At 71.7% G+C, this 18,053-nt stretch carries 18 protein-coding genes; 13 read left to right on the top strand and 5 right to left on the bottom strand.

Annotated features, from left to right (window positions below; translation table 11 throughout):
- Positions 1-65 precede the first annotated feature (65 nt).
- From FHX52_RS09445 to FHX52_RS09410, 8 genes are all read left to right on the top strand, one after another.
- A complete protein-coding gene (locus FHX52_RS09445; RefSeq protein WP_246069754.1) occupies positions 66-2,075 on the top strand; it encodes a glycosyltransferase in 2,010 nt (669 codons plus the stop codon).
- Positions 2,072-3,439, top strand: a complete 1,368-nt coding sequence (locus FHX52_RS09440; protein WP_141821650.1) for an O-antigen ligase family protein — start codon at positions 2,072-2,074, stop codon at positions 3,437-3,439. The genes FHX52_RS09445 and FHX52_RS09440 overlap by 4 nt, the downstream gene beginning before the upstream one ends.
- On the top strand, positions 3,436-4,629 hold the full coding sequence (locus tag FHX52_RS09435) for a glycosyltransferase family 4 protein (protein ID WP_141821649.1): 1,194 nt from the start codon (positions 3,436-3,438) through the stop codon (positions 4,627-4,629). Before FHX52_RS09440 ends, FHX52_RS09435 begins: the two co-directional genes overlap by 4 nt.
- On the top strand, positions 4,626-5,645 hold the full coding sequence (locus FHX52_RS09430) for a glycosyltransferase family 4 protein (protein ID WP_185747154.1): 1,020 nt from the start codon (positions 4,626-4,628) through the stop codon (positions 5,643-5,645). The genes FHX52_RS09435 and FHX52_RS09430 overlap by 4 nt, the downstream gene beginning before the upstream one ends.
- Positions 5,646-6,800, top strand: a complete 1,155-nt coding sequence (locus FHX52_RS09425) for a glycosyltransferase (protein ID WP_141821647.1) — start codon at positions 5,646-5,648, stop codon at positions 6,798-6,800.
- The gene (locus FHX52_RS09420; protein ID WP_141821646.1) at positions 6,797-7,579 is read left to right on the top strand and encodes a hypothetical protein; all 783 of its coding nucleotides are present in this window, start codon (positions 6,797-6,799) and stop codon (positions 7,577-7,579) included. Before FHX52_RS09425 ends, FHX52_RS09420 begins: the two co-directional genes overlap by 4 nt.
- Positions 7,576-7,875, top strand: a complete 300-nt coding sequence (locus FHX52_RS09415; RefSeq protein ID WP_141821645.1) for a hypothetical protein — start codon at positions 7,576-7,578, stop codon at positions 7,873-7,875. Before FHX52_RS09420 ends, FHX52_RS09415 begins: the two co-directional genes overlap by 4 nt.
- Before the next feature lie 131 nt (positions 7,876-8,006).
- Positions 8,007-8,621, top strand: coding sequence for a hypothetical protein (locus FHX52_RS09410; RefSeq protein ID WP_141821644.1), 615 nt, complete (start codon positions 8,007-8,009; stop codon positions 8,619-8,621).
- A 194-nt stretch (positions 8,622-8,815) separates the two neighbouring features.
- On the opposite strand, the gene FHX52_RS09405 is transcribed toward FHX52_RS09410, so the two are convergent.
- The gene (locus FHX52_RS09405; protein WP_185747153.1) at positions 8,816-9,817 is read right to left on the bottom strand and encodes a MauE/DoxX family redox-associated membrane protein; all 1,002 of its coding nucleotides are present in this window, start codon (positions 9,815-9,817) and stop codon (positions 8,816-8,818) included.
- 98 nt (positions 9,818-9,915) lie between these two features.
- On the opposite strand from FHX52_RS09405, the gene FHX52_RS09400 reads away from it, so the two are divergent.
- Positions 9,916-10,716 carry an exodeoxyribonuclease III gene (locus FHX52_RS09400; protein ID WP_141821642.1) on the top strand — a complete coding sequence of 267 codons (801 nt, stop codon included), beginning with the start codon at positions 9,916-9,918 and terminating at the stop codon, positions 10,714-10,716.
- A gap of 103 nt (positions 10,717-10,819) precedes the next feature.
- Positions 10,820-11,857 (top strand): tryptophan--tRNA ligase, encoded by a 1,038-nt coding sequence (trpS, locus tag FHX52_RS09395; RefSeq protein ID WP_425460096.1) that lies wholly within the window; start codon positions 10,820-10,822, stop codon positions 11,855-11,857.
- On the opposite strand, the gene FHX52_RS09390 is transcribed toward trpS, so the two are convergent.
- Positions 11,831-13,006, bottom strand: a complete 1,176-nt coding sequence (locus tag FHX52_RS09390) for a glycosyltransferase family 4 protein (RefSeq protein ID WP_141821640.1) — start codon at positions 13,004-13,006, stop codon at positions 11,831-11,833. The two genes, trpS and FHX52_RS09390, sit on opposite strands and share 27 nt — an antisense overlap.
- A gap of 69 nt (positions 13,007-13,075) precedes the next feature.
- Here FHX52_RS09390 and FHX52_RS09385 point away from each other — a divergent pair, with 69 nt between their 5' ends.
- Both FHX52_RS09385 and FHX52_RS09380 read left to right on the top strand, forming a co-directional pair.
- Positions 13,076-13,606: a 2'-5' RNA ligase family protein gene (locus FHX52_RS09385; protein ID WP_221630528.1), complete on the top strand. Its 531-nt coding sequence runs from the start codon at positions 13,076-13,078 to the stop codon at positions 13,604-13,606.
- A gap of 3 nt (positions 13,607-13,609) precedes the next feature.
- The gene (locus tag FHX52_RS09380; protein WP_141821638.1) at positions 13,610-14,764 is read left to right on the top strand and encodes a YihY/virulence factor BrkB family protein; all 1,155 of its coding nucleotides are present in this window, start codon (positions 13,610-13,612) and stop codon (positions 14,762-14,764) included.
- Between the two features lie 26 nt (positions 14,765-14,790).
- Here the strand turns inward: FHX52_RS09380 and FHX52_RS09375 are convergent, their stop codons facing one another.
- Positions 14,791-15,624, bottom strand: a complete 834-nt coding sequence (locus tag FHX52_RS09375) for a hypothetical protein (protein WP_141821637.1) — start codon at positions 15,622-15,624, stop codon at positions 14,791-14,793.
- Positions 15,621-16,847 (bottom strand): D-alanyl-D-alanine carboxypeptidase family protein, encoded by a 1,227-nt coding sequence (locus tag FHX52_RS09370; RefSeq protein ID WP_141821636.1) that lies wholly within the window; start codon positions 16,845-16,847, stop codon positions 15,621-15,623. Before FHX52_RS09370 ends, FHX52_RS09375 begins: the two co-directional genes overlap by 4 nt.
- Positions 16,848-16,863: 16 nt before the next feature.
- Here FHX52_RS09370 and FHX52_RS09365 point away from each other — a divergent pair, with 16 nt between their 5' ends.
- Positions 16,864-17,136 (top strand): hypothetical protein, encoded by a 273-nt coding sequence (locus FHX52_RS09365; protein WP_141821635.1) that lies wholly within the window; start codon positions 16,864-16,866, stop codon positions 17,134-17,136.
- A gap of 105 nt (positions 17,137-17,241) precedes the next feature.
- On the opposite strand, the gene FHX52_RS09360 is transcribed toward FHX52_RS09365, so the two are convergent.
- Positions 17,242-17,985 (bottom strand): succinate dehydrogenase/fumarate reductase iron-sulfur subunit, encoded by a 744-nt coding sequence (locus tag FHX52_RS09360; RefSeq protein WP_141821634.1) that lies wholly within the window; start codon positions 17,983-17,985, stop codon positions 17,242-17,244.
- Positions 17,986-18,053: the final 68 nt, after the last annotated feature.

The following is an 18,053-nucleotide window of genomic DNA, read 5'->3' as shown; positions in this document are numbered from 1 at the left end:
GTCACACGACAGACCGGGCCGGGACAGAGCGAGAGCGGGGTGGGTGGCGCATGCGGGTTCTTCGCGTGTCCCACAGCGCCGTCGTCGACTCGTGGCGCGAGCGGGAGCGCGCGCTGCGCCGCCGCGGCCACGACGTCACCGTCGTCTCCGCAGCCCGGTGGCAGGAGGGCGGCCGCGAGGTGCCCCTCGTAGCGCGACCCGGAGAGGCCGTCGTCGGCGCCTCGACCCTCGGTCACCACCCCGCGCTGTTCGTCTACGACCCGAGGCCGCTGTGGGCCGAGCTGGGTGAGCCCCTCGACGTCATCGACATCCACGAGGAGCCCTTCGCCCTCGCGACGGCCGAGATCCTCCTGCTGCGGTGGCTGCGTCGACAGCGGGCCCCGTACGTGCTCTACACGGCGCAGAACCTCGACAAGCGCTACCCCGTTCCCTTCCGCTGGGTCGAGCGGGCCGCGCTGCGGGGGGCACGCGGCATCAGCGCCTGCAACGCCGCGGCGGCGCGCATCGCCGAGCGCAAGGGCTTCGCGGGCCGGGCCCGCACGATCGACCTCGGCACCGACCTGTCCGTCTTCACCACCGCCGATGCGGCCGAGCGGCGTGACGGTGACGCGGGCGACCGCCTAGGCCAGGTCGGTGGACCCGTCGTGGGGTATGCCGGCCGGCTCGACCCCGCGAAGGGCGTGGACGTCCTGTTGCGGGCTGCGGCCCTCGAGGCGACCGTCCGCGTCCGCATTGCCGGTGACGGTCCGGAGCGGGCGGCGCTCGCTGCGCTCGCCGACCGGCTGGGGATCGCCGACCGCGTCGAGTTCGTGGGTCCCTTGGCGCCCGAGGCACTCCCCGACTTCTACCGGGCCCTCGATGTCCTTGTCGTGCCGTCGCTGACGACGCAGAGCTGGGTCGAGCAGTTCGGCCGGGTGGCCCTCGAGGCGATGGCCTGCGGCACCCCGGTCGTCGTCAGCGACAGCGGTGCGCTCCCCGGGGCGGTCGACGGTGCCGCCCTCGTCGTGCCGGAGGGTGACCCGGCGGCCCTGGCCAAGGCGTTGCAGCAGGCCACGGGTGATGCGGTCGTTCGATCGCGGCTGATAGCGGAGGGGCAGCGCCGAGCGCAGGCGAGCTCGTGGGAGCAGGTCGCGACGGCATACGAACGGCTCTATCGCTTGGCCGCCCACGGCCGCCCGGTCGCCGGCGATGTGCCTCGCACCGAGCGTCCTCTCGAGGTGGTCGTCGTCGCCTACGGCCAGCCGGCCCTCCTCGCGCGCGCCCTCGCCCCGCTCGACGGGCTCTCCGTCACGGTCGTCGACAACTCCTCCTCGCCCGACGTGCGAGCTGTTGTCGAGCAGACGACGGCCCGCTATGTCGACCCGGGGCGCAACGGCGGGTTCGCCGCCGGTGTCAACGAGGGGCTGCGCCGCGCCGACCCACGCGCCGACGTGCTGCTCGTCAACCCCGACGCGGTCATCGACCGGTCAGCCATCGAGACGTTGCGCACGGCGCTCGCCGCCGACGGCAGGCTGGCCAGTGTGGGTCCAGCACAGTTCGACGCTGCCGGACGGCCGTCCCGGGTCACCTGGCCCTTCCCCACGCCGTTGGGCACCTGGGTCGACGCCGCCGGCCTCGGCAGGCTGCGTCACAGCTCCTACGTCATCGGCTCGGTGCTGCTGCTCCGGCAGGAGGCGCTCGAGCAGGTCGGGCCCTTCGACGACGAGCGCTTCTTCCTCTACTCGGAGGAGACGGACTGGGCCTACCGGGCGACCCGTCTCGGGTGGCGGCACCGCGTCGTCGACGACGTCCACGTCGAGCACGAGGGCGCCGCGACGAGCACCGACGACGCCCGCCGCGAGGGCCACTTCCTCGCGGCCCACGAGATCTACCTCCGCAAGCACTTCGGCGCACTCGGGTGGCAGGTGAGCCGCGCGGGCAACGTCGCCGGCTCGGTGGTTCGCGCGGCCCTGCTGCGCGGCGACGGCCGGCGGGCCGCGCGCGAGCGCGCCCTGCTCTACCTCCGGGGCCCGGCACGGCACGAGAGCAGGCCGGCCGACGCCCGAGCCATCCCGGCCTCGGCGGGGGCGTCATGAGTTCGCCGGTGCTCGAGCGACTCCAGGGAGCCCTGACCCGGGATCGCGCCCTGCAGGCCGCCTTGGTCGCGGGCGGCGTGGTGCTCGCGCTCGTTGTCGCCCGGCTGTCCGTGACGACGCCAGAGGCAGCGGTCGTGATCTCAGCGGCCGTGCTGGCCATGGGCGTCACGGCGCTGCAGCCGGGATTGATCCCTCTGATCTGTCTGCCCCTCCTGCTCGTCGTGCTCCGCGTCGGCGGCGGCGGGGTCGACCTGTCCCTCTCGGACTTCGTGCTCGCCGCCGCGACGATTCCGGCGCTCTTCATGGCCCGGCGCCCCTTCGCCCCCGGCCTGCGCGCGGTCCTCTGGGCCTCGGCCTTCTACCAGTTCACGACCCTCATGGCCGTCGTCAACAACCCGTATGCCGCCAACGCCGTCGAGTGGGCGCATGCCTGGATGATGGTGGCCGGGGGACTGCTCGTCGGGTGGGCGGTCGGCGCCAACGGCTACGGACGTCTGGGGGTGCGACTGCTCATCTTCACGATCGGCGCCTTGGCCGCCATCACCGTCTTCGAGGGACTGATGCAGGTCGCCAAGGGCGACTTCTCACCCGTCTATCCCAGTATTCCCTTCCCCATGCACAAGAACTTCGCGGGCACCCTCTGCGGCCTGGGCGCCGCGATGGTCTATGCCCGCCCGCGGTGGGCGGGCCTGTCGAAGCCCGTCTCGGTGGTCTTGATGACGCTCATGATGACGGCAGTGCTCTTCACCCAGTCGCGGCAGGCGGTCGTCGGTCTCGTGGGCGCGATCTTCGTGCTCGTGCTGCGCTCCAACACGGACCGCAAGCGCTCCAAGCTGCTGCTGCTGCTCCTCGCGCCGATCCTCGTGGGGATCACCAACCTCGTCCAGGACCAGCTCAAGTCCGACAACCAGTTCAACTCCGCCCTGCAGCGGCTCTCGTGGTTCCAGGACTCGCTCACGGTGTGGAGCACCGACCCGTGGTTCGGGGTGGGTTTGCGCTGGTGGTACACCGACCGCTTCCCCTTCCAGTTCCAGCCTCCCAACGCGGAGATCGAGGTGCTGACGTCGGCCGGGGTGCTCGGCCTGGTGGGCTTCGTCGTCCTCATGGTCGTCGCCCTGCGGGTCTCGTGGAGGCTGGACCCCGTCTACGGCTCCCTGGCGGTGGCCGTGCTCGTCTCGCGCCTCGTCCAGGGGCAGTTCGACCTCTACTGGGCGGCAGTGCAGTCCTCGCTGCCCTTCGTCGTGCTCGGCCTGTGCCTGGGCGCGCAGCGACATGCCGAGCAGAGCGCAGACACTGAGCCAGCCCTCGGGCCCGCGTCGGCCTCAGCGTCGACGGGGCCCGTGAACCCGGTGGTCTCCCGATGACCGTGATCGTGCAGATCACCCCTGAGATCGGCCCCGGCACCGGGGTCGGTGCGGTGGCCCACCACCTCGAGCAGGAGTGGACCCGTCTCGGGCTCGACGTCCGGCACTTCTCCCTGAGCGAGGCGGGCGGTGAGTGGCTGCCCCGGCCGGGTGGCGGCGTGCGCGGCCGGCTGGCGCTCATCGCTCGTGTCGTGTGGTTCTCGACCGTCGGTACGCGTCGGGCCAGGGCCTACCTCCGCGCGCACCCGGAGCAGCTGTCGGTCTGCCACAACGACGTGGTCGCCGGCGACGTCTACGTCAACCACGGCATCGTCCAGGCCGCCATGAAGGCCCGGGGGCACTACCGGCTGCGGATGCTGCGCAACCCCCTCCACCTCTTCACCACCACTCGCGACCGGCTGCGCTACTCCCGGCGCGGGTCGCACCGGGTGGTCGTCAACCTCGTCAGCGCCGAGGAGGCGTTGCTGCGCCAGAGCTACCCGAGGCTCGCGATCCCGACGGTCGTCATCGGCAACGGCGTCGACATCGAACGATTCCGTCCGCCCACCCCGGAGGAGCGCAGCGAGGCGCGCGCCTCCCTGGGGCGTTCCTCGGACGAGCGTGTCGTGCTCTTCATCGGCAACGAGTTCGGTCGCAAGGGTCTGCCGGTGCTCGTCGAGGCCATGGCCGGACTCGATGACCGCACCCACCTCCACGTCGTCGGCGGCACCCCCGACCTCGTCGCCCAGGCCTCGTCATCGGCCGCCGCGGCCGGGCTCGCGGACCGGGTGCACTTCGACGGTCCGCATGCCGACCCGAGGCCGTGGCTCCACGCCGCAGACGTCCTCGTGATGCCGAGCGCCTACGAGTCCTTCGGCCTCGTCGTCCTCGAGGCGTTGGCCTCGGGCGTCCCCGTGGTCGCGACCCCGACGGGCTGCGTGCCTGACCTCGTGGCCGACGGGGTCAACGGCGCCGTCGTCGAGGCGACTCCGGCCGCCGTCGTGCGAGGCCTCGTGGCGGTGCTCGACGCAGATGCCGCAGAGCTGGCGCGCCACGCGCGGGCCACCGCAGAGGAGCACTCGTGGTCGAGGGTGGCGCGGCGCTACCTCGATCTGCTCGGCGAGGTGCGCGGGGTGGACCCGCTGGGAGAGATGCGTGCGGTGGACCCTCTGGCAGCGACCCGTCCGGTGTCGAACGGGAGCCGTCAGTGAGGGTCCTGCACGCGGTGCGCTCGGACGCCTTCGCCGGGGTCGAGAGCCACGTGGCACGGCTCGCGTGCGCGCAGGTGGCGGCCGGTGACGAGGTCGTCGTCATCGGCGGTGACCCCGACCGCATGGCTGGCGCCGTCGAGGGCGCTGCCCGGCTCGTGCCGGCGCGAACCGTCGCCGATGTGGTGAGAGCCGTGCGCCACTGGCAGCGCGGGGCCGACATCGTCCACGCGCACATGACTGCCGCCGAGATCGCTTGTGCCACAGCGCTGCTCGGCTCGTCGACACCGCTCGTCGTCACGAGGCACTTCGCCCGCGTGCGCGGCAGCAACCCGGCGTCCAGCCTGGCCGCTGCAGCAGCCGCCGCGCGGGTCTCTGCCCAGATCGCGATCAGTGACTACGTCGCGCGGAGCATCGGAGGCACGAGCACGGTCATCCACCCCGGTGTCCTGTCGGCCGGCTCGACGGTCCCGGCCTCGCAGCGGCGACCGACCGTCCTCGTGGCCCAGCGTCTCGAGGCGGAGAAGGAGACGGAGGTCGCGATGACGGCCTTCGCCCGGTCCGGCCTCGCCGGGCAGGGTTGGCGCCTCGAGCTGGCGGGTGGCGGAGCCGAGCGGCAGCGCCTCGAGGCCCTGGCCACCCGGCTCGGCATCGCGCCGTCCACCGACTTCCTCGGGCACCGCGGTGACGTGACGCAGCTGATGCGACACGCGTCGGTCCTGCTGGCTCCGTGCCGGGTCGAGGGGCTCGGCCTCACGGTGCTCGAGGCGATGGCCGAGGCGCTGCCCGTCGTCGCCGTGGGTGCGGGGGGCCATCTCGAGACCGTCGGCAGCGTGCGGGGCGCCGCCCTCCATGCCCCCGGCGACGCCGACGCTGCTGGCTCCCTTCTCCGCGGGCTGGCGCTCGACCCGGCTGCGCGGGACGCCTACGGCGCCGTGCTCCAGCGAGCCCAGCGCGAGCGCTTCACCCCCGAGCACCAGGCGCTCCAGACCGCTGCCGTCTATCGCGAGGTGATCTGAGTGGATCTCGTCGTGACCTCGCTCGAGGCCTGGGACACCGTCTGGCGGCGCAACCAGCACCTAGTCGCGGGCCTGCTCCGACGCGACCCCGGTCCGCGGGTGCTCTTCGTCGAGCCGGCCACCGACCCGCTGCACGCCGGTCTGGGTGGGGGTCGACCACGACGCGGCCGAGGGCTGCGCGCCCACGAGGGGGACGGCATACCTGCGGGGTCCTTGTGGCTGCTCGAGCCGACCAAGTGGCTGCCGCGCCGGGTCGACAGGTCTGTCGACGAGCGGTGGGCGCGGCAGGTCGTCCGTTCTGCCCGAGGACTCGGCATGGGCGACCCCGTGCTCTGGGTCAACGATCCCCGTGGGGCGATGCTCGTGGGCGCGACGACGTGGCGATCGCTCTACGACGTCACCGACGACTGGACCCTGGCCGACCGGCCGCCTGCCGAGACCGCCCGCATCCAGGCGCAGGAGTCCGTGCTGCTGTCGCGGTGCGACGAGGTCGTCGTCTGCTCGCCTGCGCTCGCCGCGAGCAAGGGCGAGGGCCGCGACGTCACCCTCATCCCGAACGGCGTCGACGCGGCGGCCTACGCGGTGGCGCACGAGCGTCCAGCCGGCCTGCCCGACGGTCCCGTCGTCCTGTATGCCGGCACGCTTCACGGTGACCGCCTCGACGTCGCGCTGTGCGCCCGGCTCGCTCACGCGCTGGAGGGCCGTGGGCACCTCGTGCTGCTCGGGCCCGATGCCCTCGAGGCCGCTCAGAGGTCGGTGCTCGAGGAGGCAGGAGTCGTGCTCCTCGGGGCGCGACCGAGCGGCGAGGTTCCGGCCCATCTCCAGCACGCCGACGTCCTCGTCGTGCCTCACGCCGTCACGCCCTTCACCGACAGCCTCGACCCGATCAAGCTCTACGAGTACCAGGCTGCGGGGCGGCCGGTCGTCTCCACACCGGTGGCCGGCTTTCGCGACTCCGATGACGACCTTGTGACAGTCGCCGACTCCGGCGACTTCGTCGCAGCGACCCTGGGCACCCTCGACGCGGTGGGGGCGCCGGGTGTGGGGGCCTCGGCGCTGGTCGCCGCCGGGCGACTGGCGTCCATCGACTGGTCGCGACGTGTCGACCAGATGGCGACGGTGCTCGCGAGGCTGAACGCAAGGGGCTCGGCATGAGCGTCGAGAGGGCGGTGTCGGTCCTGCACGTGAGGGCGCTCGGCGTCACGGTGGCCATCGACGTGCCCGACGACCTCCTCCTCGGGCCGCTCGAGCGGGCTTGGGAGGCGGTGCTGTGCGAGCCCGCCGCGGGAGGGCCGCGGGTCGTCACTCCCGGGCCCCTGCCGGAGGGGGGCGACCGGACGCCCGACGGGCTCGCCTCGACCCTCAGCCACATCACGCAGGAGGTGACGCGTGCCGCGATCGAGGCACGGGCGGGGCAGCTGTTCATGTTCCACGCAGGAGCCCTGAGCAACCAGCGCTCCGGCGCGACGCTCGCGTTCGTCGCCCCCGGGGGCACCGGCAAGACGACGCTCGTGCGGACCCTCGGCCCCGGTCGTGGCTACGTCACCGACGAGACGGTGGGGGTGCGGGGCGACCTCGTCATCGAGACCTACAGCAAGCCGCTCTCGGTGCGGCGGCCGACCGGAGGTCCCAAGGACGAGACGTCTCCGCTCTCCGTCGGGCTCGAGGTGCCACGGGCCACGCCATGGCTCGCGGGCATGGTCGTGCTGCGGCGTGACCTCGACCCCGGCCTCCCCATCGAGCTCGAGGTAGTCGATCCGCTGGACGCTCTCGTCATGCTCGGGCCGGAGACGTCGTCGTTGGCCCGGATCGACCGGCCGCTCCACGCGCTCTCCGACCTGCTGCACACGATCGGCGGTCTGCGGGTCGTCCGCTACCACGACGCCGCCGATCTCGACCCGCTCGTGAGCGACGTGCTGGCGGCGGTCCGATGAGCGACGACGTCGAATGGGGGCCCGCCAGCGCCCTCTCCCTCCGGCCTGTCGTTGACCGGCTCGACACGCAGGACGGGACCGTCGTCCTGGTCGCGTCGGGTGCGGCCCACCGGGTCGTGCGACTCTCGCACCTCGGGGTCGAGGTGCTCGCGGCGGTCGGCGAGGGCACGACGTTCGACGCGCTCGAGGTCGCGATGCTCGAACGCCTCGGCCCGCCTCCCGACGGTGACCTGTCGCGGGCAGTCCGCGAGGCGGTGCGAGGGCTGGTCGAGGCGGGCCTCCTGTGCGTCACCTGAGCCCATGATGTGACGCAATCGTGACATTCCCGGGCGCGATCGAGGGGTGGATTCGGGTCCCGGCCCCCCTCGTGCGTGCGGTATGTTGTCTCCGTTCTTGGGGGTTCAGTCTTCGAGTGGGGGATTCATCCATGTCGCACAACCACGACGTCACCTCGACGTCTCCGAGCCGTCGCTCGGTCGTGAAGGGCGCTGCTTGGGCCGTGCCGGCCGTTGCTGTGGCCGCCGCCGCCCCGACGGTCGCGGCCTCGGTGGGTTTGCTGTCCCTGACAGGGAACGCCTGCAAGCTGCCGGGTAGCTCCAACTCGGTCTATAAGGGCTACGTGTTCGAGCTCAAGGGCAACAACGTTCTCGGGCCGCAACCGCGCGACGCGGTCGTCGTCGTCGAGAGCATCGCGGTGTCGGGTCTCGCGTCCGCGGGGCAGTTCATCGTCCAGGCGCCGACGCAGGGCGTCTGCTCGTGCGGGCCGACCTGTGGTGGGTCGGACCCGAACCACACAGTCTGTATCACGGATGGGTCGCTCGACCAGCAGATCCTGATCTACACGGAGGCGGGGCTGACCGGGAACAGTGCATCCGGCACTGTCACCATCACGTACCGGGTGTACGACTGCAACAACACGGCTAACTGTGGTGCGGCCGGGGATCTGATCACGGAGTCCAAGAGCTTCTCCGGCGGCTCGCTGCCGGGCAACGGCCAGGGCTCGTGCACGATCATGCCCCGCCCGATCCCGCCGGGCAGCTGATCCCGGAGTCCAAGAGCTTCTCCGGCGGCTCGCTGCCGGGTAAGGGCCCGCGTTCGTGCTCGATCACGCCGCGCCCGATCCCGCCGGGCTGCACCGGGGACTGCTGAGCACCGCACCGTGGCGTGCGGCCCCCTCCGGGGCCGCACGCCACGGTCATGTCCCGCGCCGGGCCGTCGCGGTTGCAGCGGACCCGATCAGGTGTTGGCGCGGAGCTCGGCCGCGATGTCGTCGACGAACTCTGGGACGGCGACGTTGCCGATGATGGGGCCGCCGGCGAGGAGTCCGTCTGCGCCGAGCAGGACGGCCGAGGGCGTGCGGAGGTCGAACGTCTCGAAGAGCAGGCCCTCGGTGTCGTGCACGCTCAGGGGCTCCGCCGTGGACGAGAGGGAGCTCGACTCCGGGCCGAAGCGCAGCACGAGGCGCACGTCGAGCTGTGGCAGCTGCTGTCGCCAGGTCGGCACGGCCTCGATGACCGGCTCGCAGCTGCCACAGGACTCGGAGACGTAGAGCAGCAGCTGAGGCCGCTCTGCGCTGAGCCTGCGCAGCGTAGTGCTCGACCCGTCGCCGAGCAGGATCGGCACGGCCGGCGTCCGCATGCGGATGTAGTCGCCTTCCTCGACGGCGACGTCGCCCACGGTGACCGTGGGTGCGTCTGCCGCGTGCACATCCGCGGGCGCGGACTCGGTCCCCAGAACGAGCAGCACGGTCAGGGCCGCCGCTGCTGCGGCGAGCAGCCACTCCCAAGGCGCCGTGCCGTCGACGAGCCGGGCCAGCAGTGCATCGCCCGTCGTCGCCACGACGAGGGAGACGACCGCCAGCGCGAGCAGCCACGTGTTGCGCCACACGGTGAGGCGAGTGATCTTGCCGGGCCCCACGCTCCCGAAGCAGGCGCAGTCGACGTCGGTCTCGAAGCCCCGGGCGCGCACGACGAGCGCGAGGTAGGCGCTGAAGAGCGCCAGCACGGCGAGCGAGGCGACGACCCCGAGCCAGCCGCCCACGACGACGAGGGCCAGCCCCAGCACGATCTCGACCCAGGGCAGCGACTTGACGACGAGCGGTGAGCGGAGGCGCCTCGGCACCTTCAGGGCCGTGAAGGCCTGGGCGGACGCCGCAGGCGACCGGAGCTTGCCGACCGCGCTGACGACGAGCACGACGGCGAGGATCGCAGAAGCGATGACGAGGGCATCTGTGGGCACAGCGCATTCTAGGCAGCCGTTCGCCGGGCGCAGGTGGAGTCGCGCGTGTTTGGACCCCACCGGCGTCATTGCAGGCTCGGTCGGACACAATCTGCGGCATGCGCATCATCTCGGCCAACGTCAACGGGGTGCGGGCCGCGGCCCGTCGCGGAGCCGTGCCGTGGCTCCAGGCCGCCGAGCCCGACGTGCTCTGCCTGCAGGAGGTGCGCGCCGGCGATGTCGACCTCGGCAAGGTGCTCGCCGAGGCGGGCTGGGCGCACTGGTCGGTCGCGCACACCGAGGGCGACGCCAAGGGCCGAGCGGGCGTGGCCGTCGTCAGCCGCGAACCCCACCGTGCGCAGGCCGTCGGGCTCGCCGGCGGTGCCTTCGCCGACTCGGGGCGCTGGGTCGAGGTCGAGCTCGACACCCCCTCGGGCCCGCTGACGGTCGCCTCGACCTACGTGCACACCGGCGAGGCCGGAACCCTGCGCCAGGAGGAGAAGTACGCCTTCCTCGACGCCATGACCCAGCGGATGGCCCGGGCGTCGCGGACGGGCGAGCGCATGGTCGTCACCGGCGACCTCAACGTCGCGCACCGCGAGGCCGACCTCAAGAACTGGAAGGGCAACCTGCGCAAGGCCGGCTTCCTCGAGGGGGAGCGGGCCTACCTCGATGCCTGGCTCGGCGAGGGCGGCTGGGTCGACGTCGTGCGCAGGGCAGCGGGCGACGGACCCGGGCCCTACACGTGGTGGTCCTGGCGCGGCAAGGCGTTCGACAACGACTCCGGCTGGCGCATCGACTACCAGCTCGCGACCGCCCCGGTCGCCGCCACGGTGACCGACGCGTGGGTGGGACGTGCCCCGACGTACGCCGCCCGGTGGAGCGACCACGCCCCCGTGGTCGTCGACTACGACGTCTGAGCCGGCCGGACGGCATACGCCCGCGGTCGGCGCCGGGGAGTCGACACCGGAAGTGCGCGGACGCGGTGGCGGGCGGCAGCGCGCGATGCGCCAGAATGCAGCCATGTCTTCGACCGCAACGCCGACCCACCAGCCGCGCAGCCTCTCCGGCATGCAGCCGACGAGCGACTCGCTGCACCTCGGCAACTACATCGGCGCCCTGGTCGAGTGGGTCAAGCTGCAGGAGACGCACGACGCGTTCTACTTCGTCGCCGACCTGCACGCCCTGACGGTCTCGCCCGACCCGACCGTCCTGCGCGAGCGCACCCGGCTGACGGCGGCGCAGTTCATCGCCGGCGGCGTCGACCCCGCGCGGTCGGTCCTCTTCGTGCAGAGCCACATCGCGCAGCACACCGAGCTGTCGTGGGTCCTGTCGTGCCTCACCGGTTTCGGCGAGGCGGGGCGCATGACGCAGTTCAAGGACAAGTCGGCCAAGGGCGCGGGCCCCAACGTCGGGCTCTTCACCTACCCCGTGCTGCAGGCTGCCGACATCCTCATCTACGACGCCAACGTCGTTCCGGTGGGGGAGGACCAGCGCCAGCACCTCGAGCTGTCGCGCGACCTCGCTGGCCGCTTCAACGCCCGCTTCGGCGACACGCTCGTCGTGCCCGAGCCGCACATCATGAAGGCGACCGCGAAGATCCAGGACCTCCAGGACCCGACGGCGAAGATGAGCAAGTCAGCCGCGACCGACACCGGCCTCATCAGCCTGCTCGACGACCCGGCCCGCACGGTGAAGAAGATCAAGTCGGCGGTCACCGACACCGAGCGTGAGATCCGCTACGACGTGGACGCGAAGCCGGGCGTCTCCAACCTCCTGTCGATCCACGCGGCGCTGACCGGCACGCCGATGGTCGAGCTCGAGGCTGCCTACGAGGGCAGGGGCTACGGCGACCTCAAGAAGGACGTCGCCGAGGTCGTCGTCGAAGCCGTGACGCCGTTCCGCGAGCGGACGCTCGAGCTCATGGCCGACCCGGCCGAGCTCGACCGCATCCTCGCCGACGGTGCCGAGCGCGCCCGCACCGTTGCCGAGGCCACGGTGCGGCGCGTCTACGACCGCGTGGGCCTGCTGCCCTCAGCCGGCCGCGCCCAAGCGTTGTAGGCCCTCCAGCAGGGCCGTGTGGCTGCGCTCCCACGTGAAGGAGCGTCCGTGCGTGGTCGCCGTGCTGCGCGCGGCCTCGACCTGCGCCCGGCTGAGCGTCGTCAGTGCGTGCACCCAGCCCGCGAGCGTCGGCTCGACGAGCCGCCCGGCGGGGCCGAGCACCTCCGGCAGTGCGCCGGAGCGGTTGCCGAGCACGAGGGCGCCTGACGCCATCGCCTCGAGCGGCACCATCCCGAAGGGCTCGGCCTGCGAGGGCACGGCGACGACGTCGGCCCAGCGGTAGAGCTCTGACACCCCCTCCTGCGACCGGTAGGGCTCGAAGGTGACCGACCCTCGCACGGAGGCCGCGAGCGCGCGCAACTCGCGCTCGTAGTCGCTGAGCCCCTCGGACTCACGCAGCTCCGAGCTGCCGACGACCCTGGTCTCGAAGCGCTCGGCGTGCCGGCCCATCGCAGCGAGGGCGCCGAGCAGCAGGTGCACACCCTTGTGCGGCGCCACCTGGCCGACGAAGAGCAGCCGCAGCGGCGCACCGTCGGCTCGTGGCTCTCGCACGGCCTCGGGGAAGCGCTCGAGGTCGACGCCGTTGGGCACGGTGACGATCTTGGCCTCGTCGAACCACGCCCGGCGCCGCACCCCGTCGGCCATGAAGGCGCTCACCGACACGATGGCGTCCGCAGCGCGGAGCAGGTGCGTGAGCTCTGGACGCAGGACCGAGCCCGAGATGGCGTTGTGCAGGTGCAGGGCGATGCGGGTGCGCTGCGGAAGCATCCTGCGGAAGAGCGGCAGCGAGGTCACGGCGTAGTGGCCTTCGTGCACGATGACCCAGTCGGGCGCGGCTTCCGAGAGGGCTCGTGCCGCCGGCTCGAAGAGGCGCGCTGCGTGCGGACGCTCGACCAGCAGGGCCCCCAGCGCCCAGTCCTCGCGGTACTCCGCAGTCGTGAAATGCGTCTTCGGGCAGTTCTCGGTGTAGTCCACCGGGAGCATCGTCGCGTCGGGGTAGGTCGCCTCGCGGTTGTGCGACGTGACGACCGTCGACCGCCCGCCGGCCCGCGCGTGCTCGTGCGTCAGGGCCCGCACGACGTGGGCCACCGAGCTGCCGTCACCAGCGAGCGGCATGGGGACGTGGGCCAGGTGCGGGAGCGCGCTCATCGCCCGCCAGCGTAGTGCTCGGTGGCCTCGGCTCGGCCTGGCCCGGCAAGGTTCGATACCGTCGGCTCCGTGACGTCAGCGCCCTCCACGACCATCGGCGTGTCCATCCCCGTTCCGGAGCCACACGGCGAGTACCTGCAGGCCCGTCGGGCCGACTTCGGCGACCCGTCGGCGTGGGACATCCCGGCCCACATCACGCTGCTCCCGCCGACCCTGGTCGACGAGGAGACGTATGCCGCCTTCCTCGGTCACTGCCGAACCGTGGCGTCCGCGCACGCCCCCTTCGACGTCGTGCTCCGGGGGACCGGGACCTTCCGTCCGCTCTCCGACGTCGTCTTCATCCAGGTCGCCCAGGGCGTCTCGGTCTGCGAGGCGCTCGAGGTCGAGCTGCGGGCCGGGCCGGTGCTTCGGAAGCTCGACTTCTACTACCACCCCCACGTCACCGTGGCGCACAACGTGGGCGAGGTCGCCCTCGACCGTGCCTTCTCGGAGCTGGCCGACTACTCGGTGACCTTCCGGGTGCCCGCCTTCCACCTCTACGAACTGGGTACGGATGGGGTGTGGCGTCCGGTCCACGAGTTCGAGCTGTCGGGGGGTTGATGCGTGGGGGTGTTCCAGCGGGCGTTTGACCGGCTGAAGACCACACGCGCGTGGTCGGCGTGGCAGCGCTACGGGACCGCCAACGGAGACCTGCTGGCCGCGGGAGTGGCGTACTTCGCGTTCTTCTCCATCTTCCCTGCGCTGGCTCTCGCCTTCGCTATCTTCGGCTTCGTGCTCCAGGGCCACCCCGAGCTGCTCGCCACGATCGCCGACTCGCTCGACCAGGCCCTGCCCGGCATGGTGAAGACGGCCGAGAACCCCGACGGCATCATCAGCCTCACCGCGCCGGCGAGCCTCACCCTGACGATCACCGGCATCGTCGCCTTCGTCACCCTGCTGCTCGCAGGCCTCGGCTGGGTCGGCGCCCTGCGCACCGGCATCCGCACGGTCTTCGGGCTCAAGGCCTCGACCGGCAACGCCGTGACGACGAAGCTGCGCGACCTCGGTGTGCTCACCGTCCTCGGGGTGCTCATCGCGGTCTCGGCGATCCTCTCGAGCGCCATCGGGGGACTCGCCGGCACCATCGCCGACTGGGTCGGGCTGCCCGGCGGAGCCGTGGTCGTCGGCCTGGCCGGCCTGCTCGCCGGCATCGTCTTCGACACCGCCATCATGGTCGTCCTGCTCCGTCTGCTGACGAGCGCGCCGCTGCCCTGGCGCAACGTCCGCCGGGGCGCCCTCCTCGGCGGCACGGTCATCACGGTCCTGAAGCTCTTCGGCGGCTTCCTCATCAGCCACGCGACCGCGAACCCGCTGCTGAGCGCCGTCGCCATCCCGGTCGGCCTGCTGTTCTGGGCCAACCTCCTCTCGCGTGTGGTGCTGCTCGCGAGCTCGTGGGCCGCAGGCGACGTCGACCTCGCGACCCTGTCCGACGAGGCCCGCCGCAACGCCCTGGCCACCGCCCCCCGCCCGCGCTTCCTCGCACCGCTGCCGGCCACCGCCGACACCACCCTGCTGCCGTATGCCGGCTCGCCTCCTGTCGCTGGTGGGATCGCGGGGTCGCACGCCTCCTCGCGAGGCGGTGCGGGCCACGCCTCGCCGGACGCGGCCGGAGGGGTCCGGTCGTCGCGGGCGGTCGACCGGGTCAGTGTCGCGGCGGGCGCCGTCGTCGGAGCTGCAGGAGCCGGGGCCGTCTCGGCCCTGCTCCGTCGACGCCGCTGATCGTTGCCACCAGTCTCGACGGCAGCTCACTTGGAGAAGCGGGGACCCATGCTCCGGGGTAGGTGCCTTACGACGTAGTGGTCGAGCAGGCTCAGGGCTTTGTACTCGACTGCGTCGCGCCGGGTGCGCCCGGTGCGGTCCACGACACCGGTTCCGTAGTCTTCCATCGCGTACTCGACGGAGATGAGCGATGCACGCATACGACGGACGGCGCGCTGATGGGCTTCGACCCGATACTCGAAGGTGTACGGGTGCGGGGCATGCCGCGTGAGTGCTGCGGGCGCGAAGGACCTGTAGATCGGCGCCATCAGCTCGCGGCGTCGGAGCAGGAAGAGCTGGTCACTGAAGCCGTAGTTGAGCGCGAACTGGCCTTGCACCTCAACCGCCTCGCCGAGAGCGCCAGGCTCCTCGGGTCGCGCCGGCCATGATAGCGAGGCGTGGAAGATCCTCGGATCGTCCAGCATGAGGTCGATCGACGGAGTGACCCAGTCTGTGGGCGTCAGGAGCTGTGTCTCGGCATCCCAGCCCAGCAGCCAGTCAGTTGACACCGCGTGCGGCATGGCAATGCCGTAGTCGAGCAGGTACGGCCGACGTCGCAAGGCACGAGGTGAGAGTCCTGCCGATCGAAGTGCCTGGTCGAGGTGGTCGGCGACGAAGGCGAAGGAGCTGATCTCTCCCGCGTTGACGAGTGCAACCGCGCGCTCAGTTGCCTCCGCCCGGTCGTCGACGTTGTTGATCAAGGCCACGACCTCGTCGAACGGAAACCTATTCTGCGCGACGACTTGGCGGAAGAAGCCCGGTACGAGAACCCCCCGGTAGGTCCTCTCGTAGCAGTTGACGACAACTCCCACCGATGTCATGAAGGTCCTTCACTTGTCTGACGTCGTCGCCTGCGGTGGCGGATCACCAAGCCGGCGGCCGCCGCCGTCAACAGGGCCCCCGCGCCGCTCACGGCGACGAGCGAGGTGCGGTCGGCTCCTGCCGGTGCCGAGCCGCTCGCGGTCAGTGGAGCTGGTGCCGGCGTGCCGGTCGCGGTGGCGGGTTCCGACGGAGTGTCGGCCGATCCGTCGGTCAGGCTCGTGAGCGACGGTTGGGGCGTCGCAGGCCCGGCCTCCCCAGGAGCGACGAGCATGCCTACCGGAGTCACCTTGTCGGCGTTGGCGAAGCCCCAGTCGAGCAGTGCCGCCGTGGGCCTCCACGAGCCCGTGACGCTGCCCATCTGCGCGACGACGAGGGTGCGGCCGCCTCGCGTGGCGGCGCCGATGAAGGTGTGCTGGGCCCGGTCGGTGCGGCCCGGCTTGATGCCGATGGCTCCGGGGTAGTGGCGCAGCAGCTCGTTGATGTTGTAGACGTGGAAGGCTTTCCACTCCTTGCCCTGCTTGTCCTTGCCGCCCGGGAAGACGGCGTCGCGCTTGACGACCGCGGCGCGGAAGGCGGGCAGGCGCATCGCGTCGCGGGCGATGAGGGCGAGGTCGTAGGCACTCGAGCGCTGGTTGCCCTCGTCGAGGCCGCTCGGGTCGACAACGACCGTGTCGTGGGCGCCGATATCGCGGGCGGTGTCGTTCATCAGCGCCACGGTCTTGTCGTAGCCGCCCGCTGCATCGGCGAGGGCGTAGACGGCGTCGTTGGCCGAGAACATCAGCATCGCGTCGACGAGGTTGCCGACTGTGTAACGGTTGCCGGCGAGGATGCCCACCCGTGACCCGGCAGCCTGTTGCGCGTCGTCGCTGGCCACCACGACGGTGCGCGGGTCGAGTCGGGGCATGAGGGTCAGGGCCGTGAGCGTCTTGAGGGTGCTCGCGGGCCGGAGCCACGCGTGGGGCGACTTGGCCGCGAGGATCTCGCCGGAGTCGAGGTCGGCGATCACGTAGGAGACGTCGTAGACCTCTGGGGGAGGGGCCACCCCCGGGCCGACGTCGGCGATGACTCCGCTGACGCCCAGCTTCGCACCTCCGACGACGGAGTCGGGCACCCATTGCGGGTGCTCGAAGGGCGTCGGCGGGGCGTTGCGGCACACGACCCATGGCTGGGCCGGCTTCGTCGGCTTGGCCGCCTTCGCCCCAGGAGACCCTGTCGGGGACACGCGCGGAGGCGTCGTCGTGGAGGTCGCCGTGGTACTCGCCGAGGCCGGCGCCGGTGGCGACGGGGGAGGAAAGACCCGAGGCGTCAGGGTCACCCCCGGCGGCACCGTCGTCGCTGTCTGCCACGGGCGACACGACGGCGCCGCAGCGGGCGCGTTCCCGACCCCCGCGGCGCCGAGCGCCGCTGCGGGCGCGGACGAGGCGGCATACGCCGTCGTGATGCCGGCGACGAGCGGCAAGAGTGCAAGCGCGACCCCCGCGGCGTGCACGGGCAGGCTGCGGCGACGGTGAGGGGGAACGGGCGTCATTGCGCGCAAAGACTAACCCGCCCCGGCGATGCCGGGGCGGGTTGTCAGCAGGACCGGTGCCGCATGGGCGCCGTCGCTCAGGTGAGCGTCACTCGCCGTGCGCCAAGGCGTGGCGCAGGTCCTTGTTGAGCTGGTTGATGACGTCGAGCGGGATCTCCTTGGGGCAGGCCGAGGAGCACTCGCCGATGTTCGTGCAGCCGCCGAAGCCCTCGTCGTCGTGCTGCGTCAGCATGTTGACGACCCGGGCGTCGCGCTCCGGCTGGCCCTGCGGCAGCTCACCGAGGTGGGTGATCTTCGCGCCGAGGAAGAGCATGCCGGAGGCGTTGGGGCAGGCCGCCACGCACGCGCCGCAGCCGATGCAGGCGGCCGCCATGAAGGAGCGGTCGGCCTTGGGCTTGGGCACCGGCACCGAGTGCGCCTCCGGAGCGGCACCCGTGTTCGCGCTGATGAAGCCGCCGGCCTGGATGATGCGGTCGAAGGAGCTGCGGTCGACGACGAGGTCCTTGATGACCGGGAAGGCATCGGCCCGCCACGGCTCGATCGTGATCTCGTCACCGTCGGAGAAGCTGCGCATGTGCAGCTGGCAGGTCGTCGTGACCTCGGGGCCGTGGGCCTTGCCCGAGATCATGAGGCCACACATGCCGCAGATGCCCTCACGGCAGTCGGAGTCGAAGGCGATCGGCTCCTCGCCGCGGGCGTTGAGCTGCTCGTTGAGCACGTCGAGCATCTCGAGGAAGGACATGTCCTCCGAGATGCCGGACACCGGGTAGGTCACCATCTCGCCCTTGGACTTCGGGCCGGCCTGGCGCCAGATCTTGAGGGTCAGGTTCATCGGGGTCCTCGCAAAGTATCGGAGTGAGGTACGAACGTAGAACTCTGTGGGGTGGTCTTCATTCCGGT

The organism is Humibacillus xanthopallidus, from assembly GCF_006717145.1.
Classification (GTDB): domain Bacteria; phylum Actinomycetota; class Actinomycetes; order Actinomycetales; family Dermatophilaceae; genus Humibacillus; species Humibacillus xanthopallidus.
Note: the sequence above shows the minus strand (reverse complement) of the source record. Positions and strands in the feature narration are given on the sequence as shown.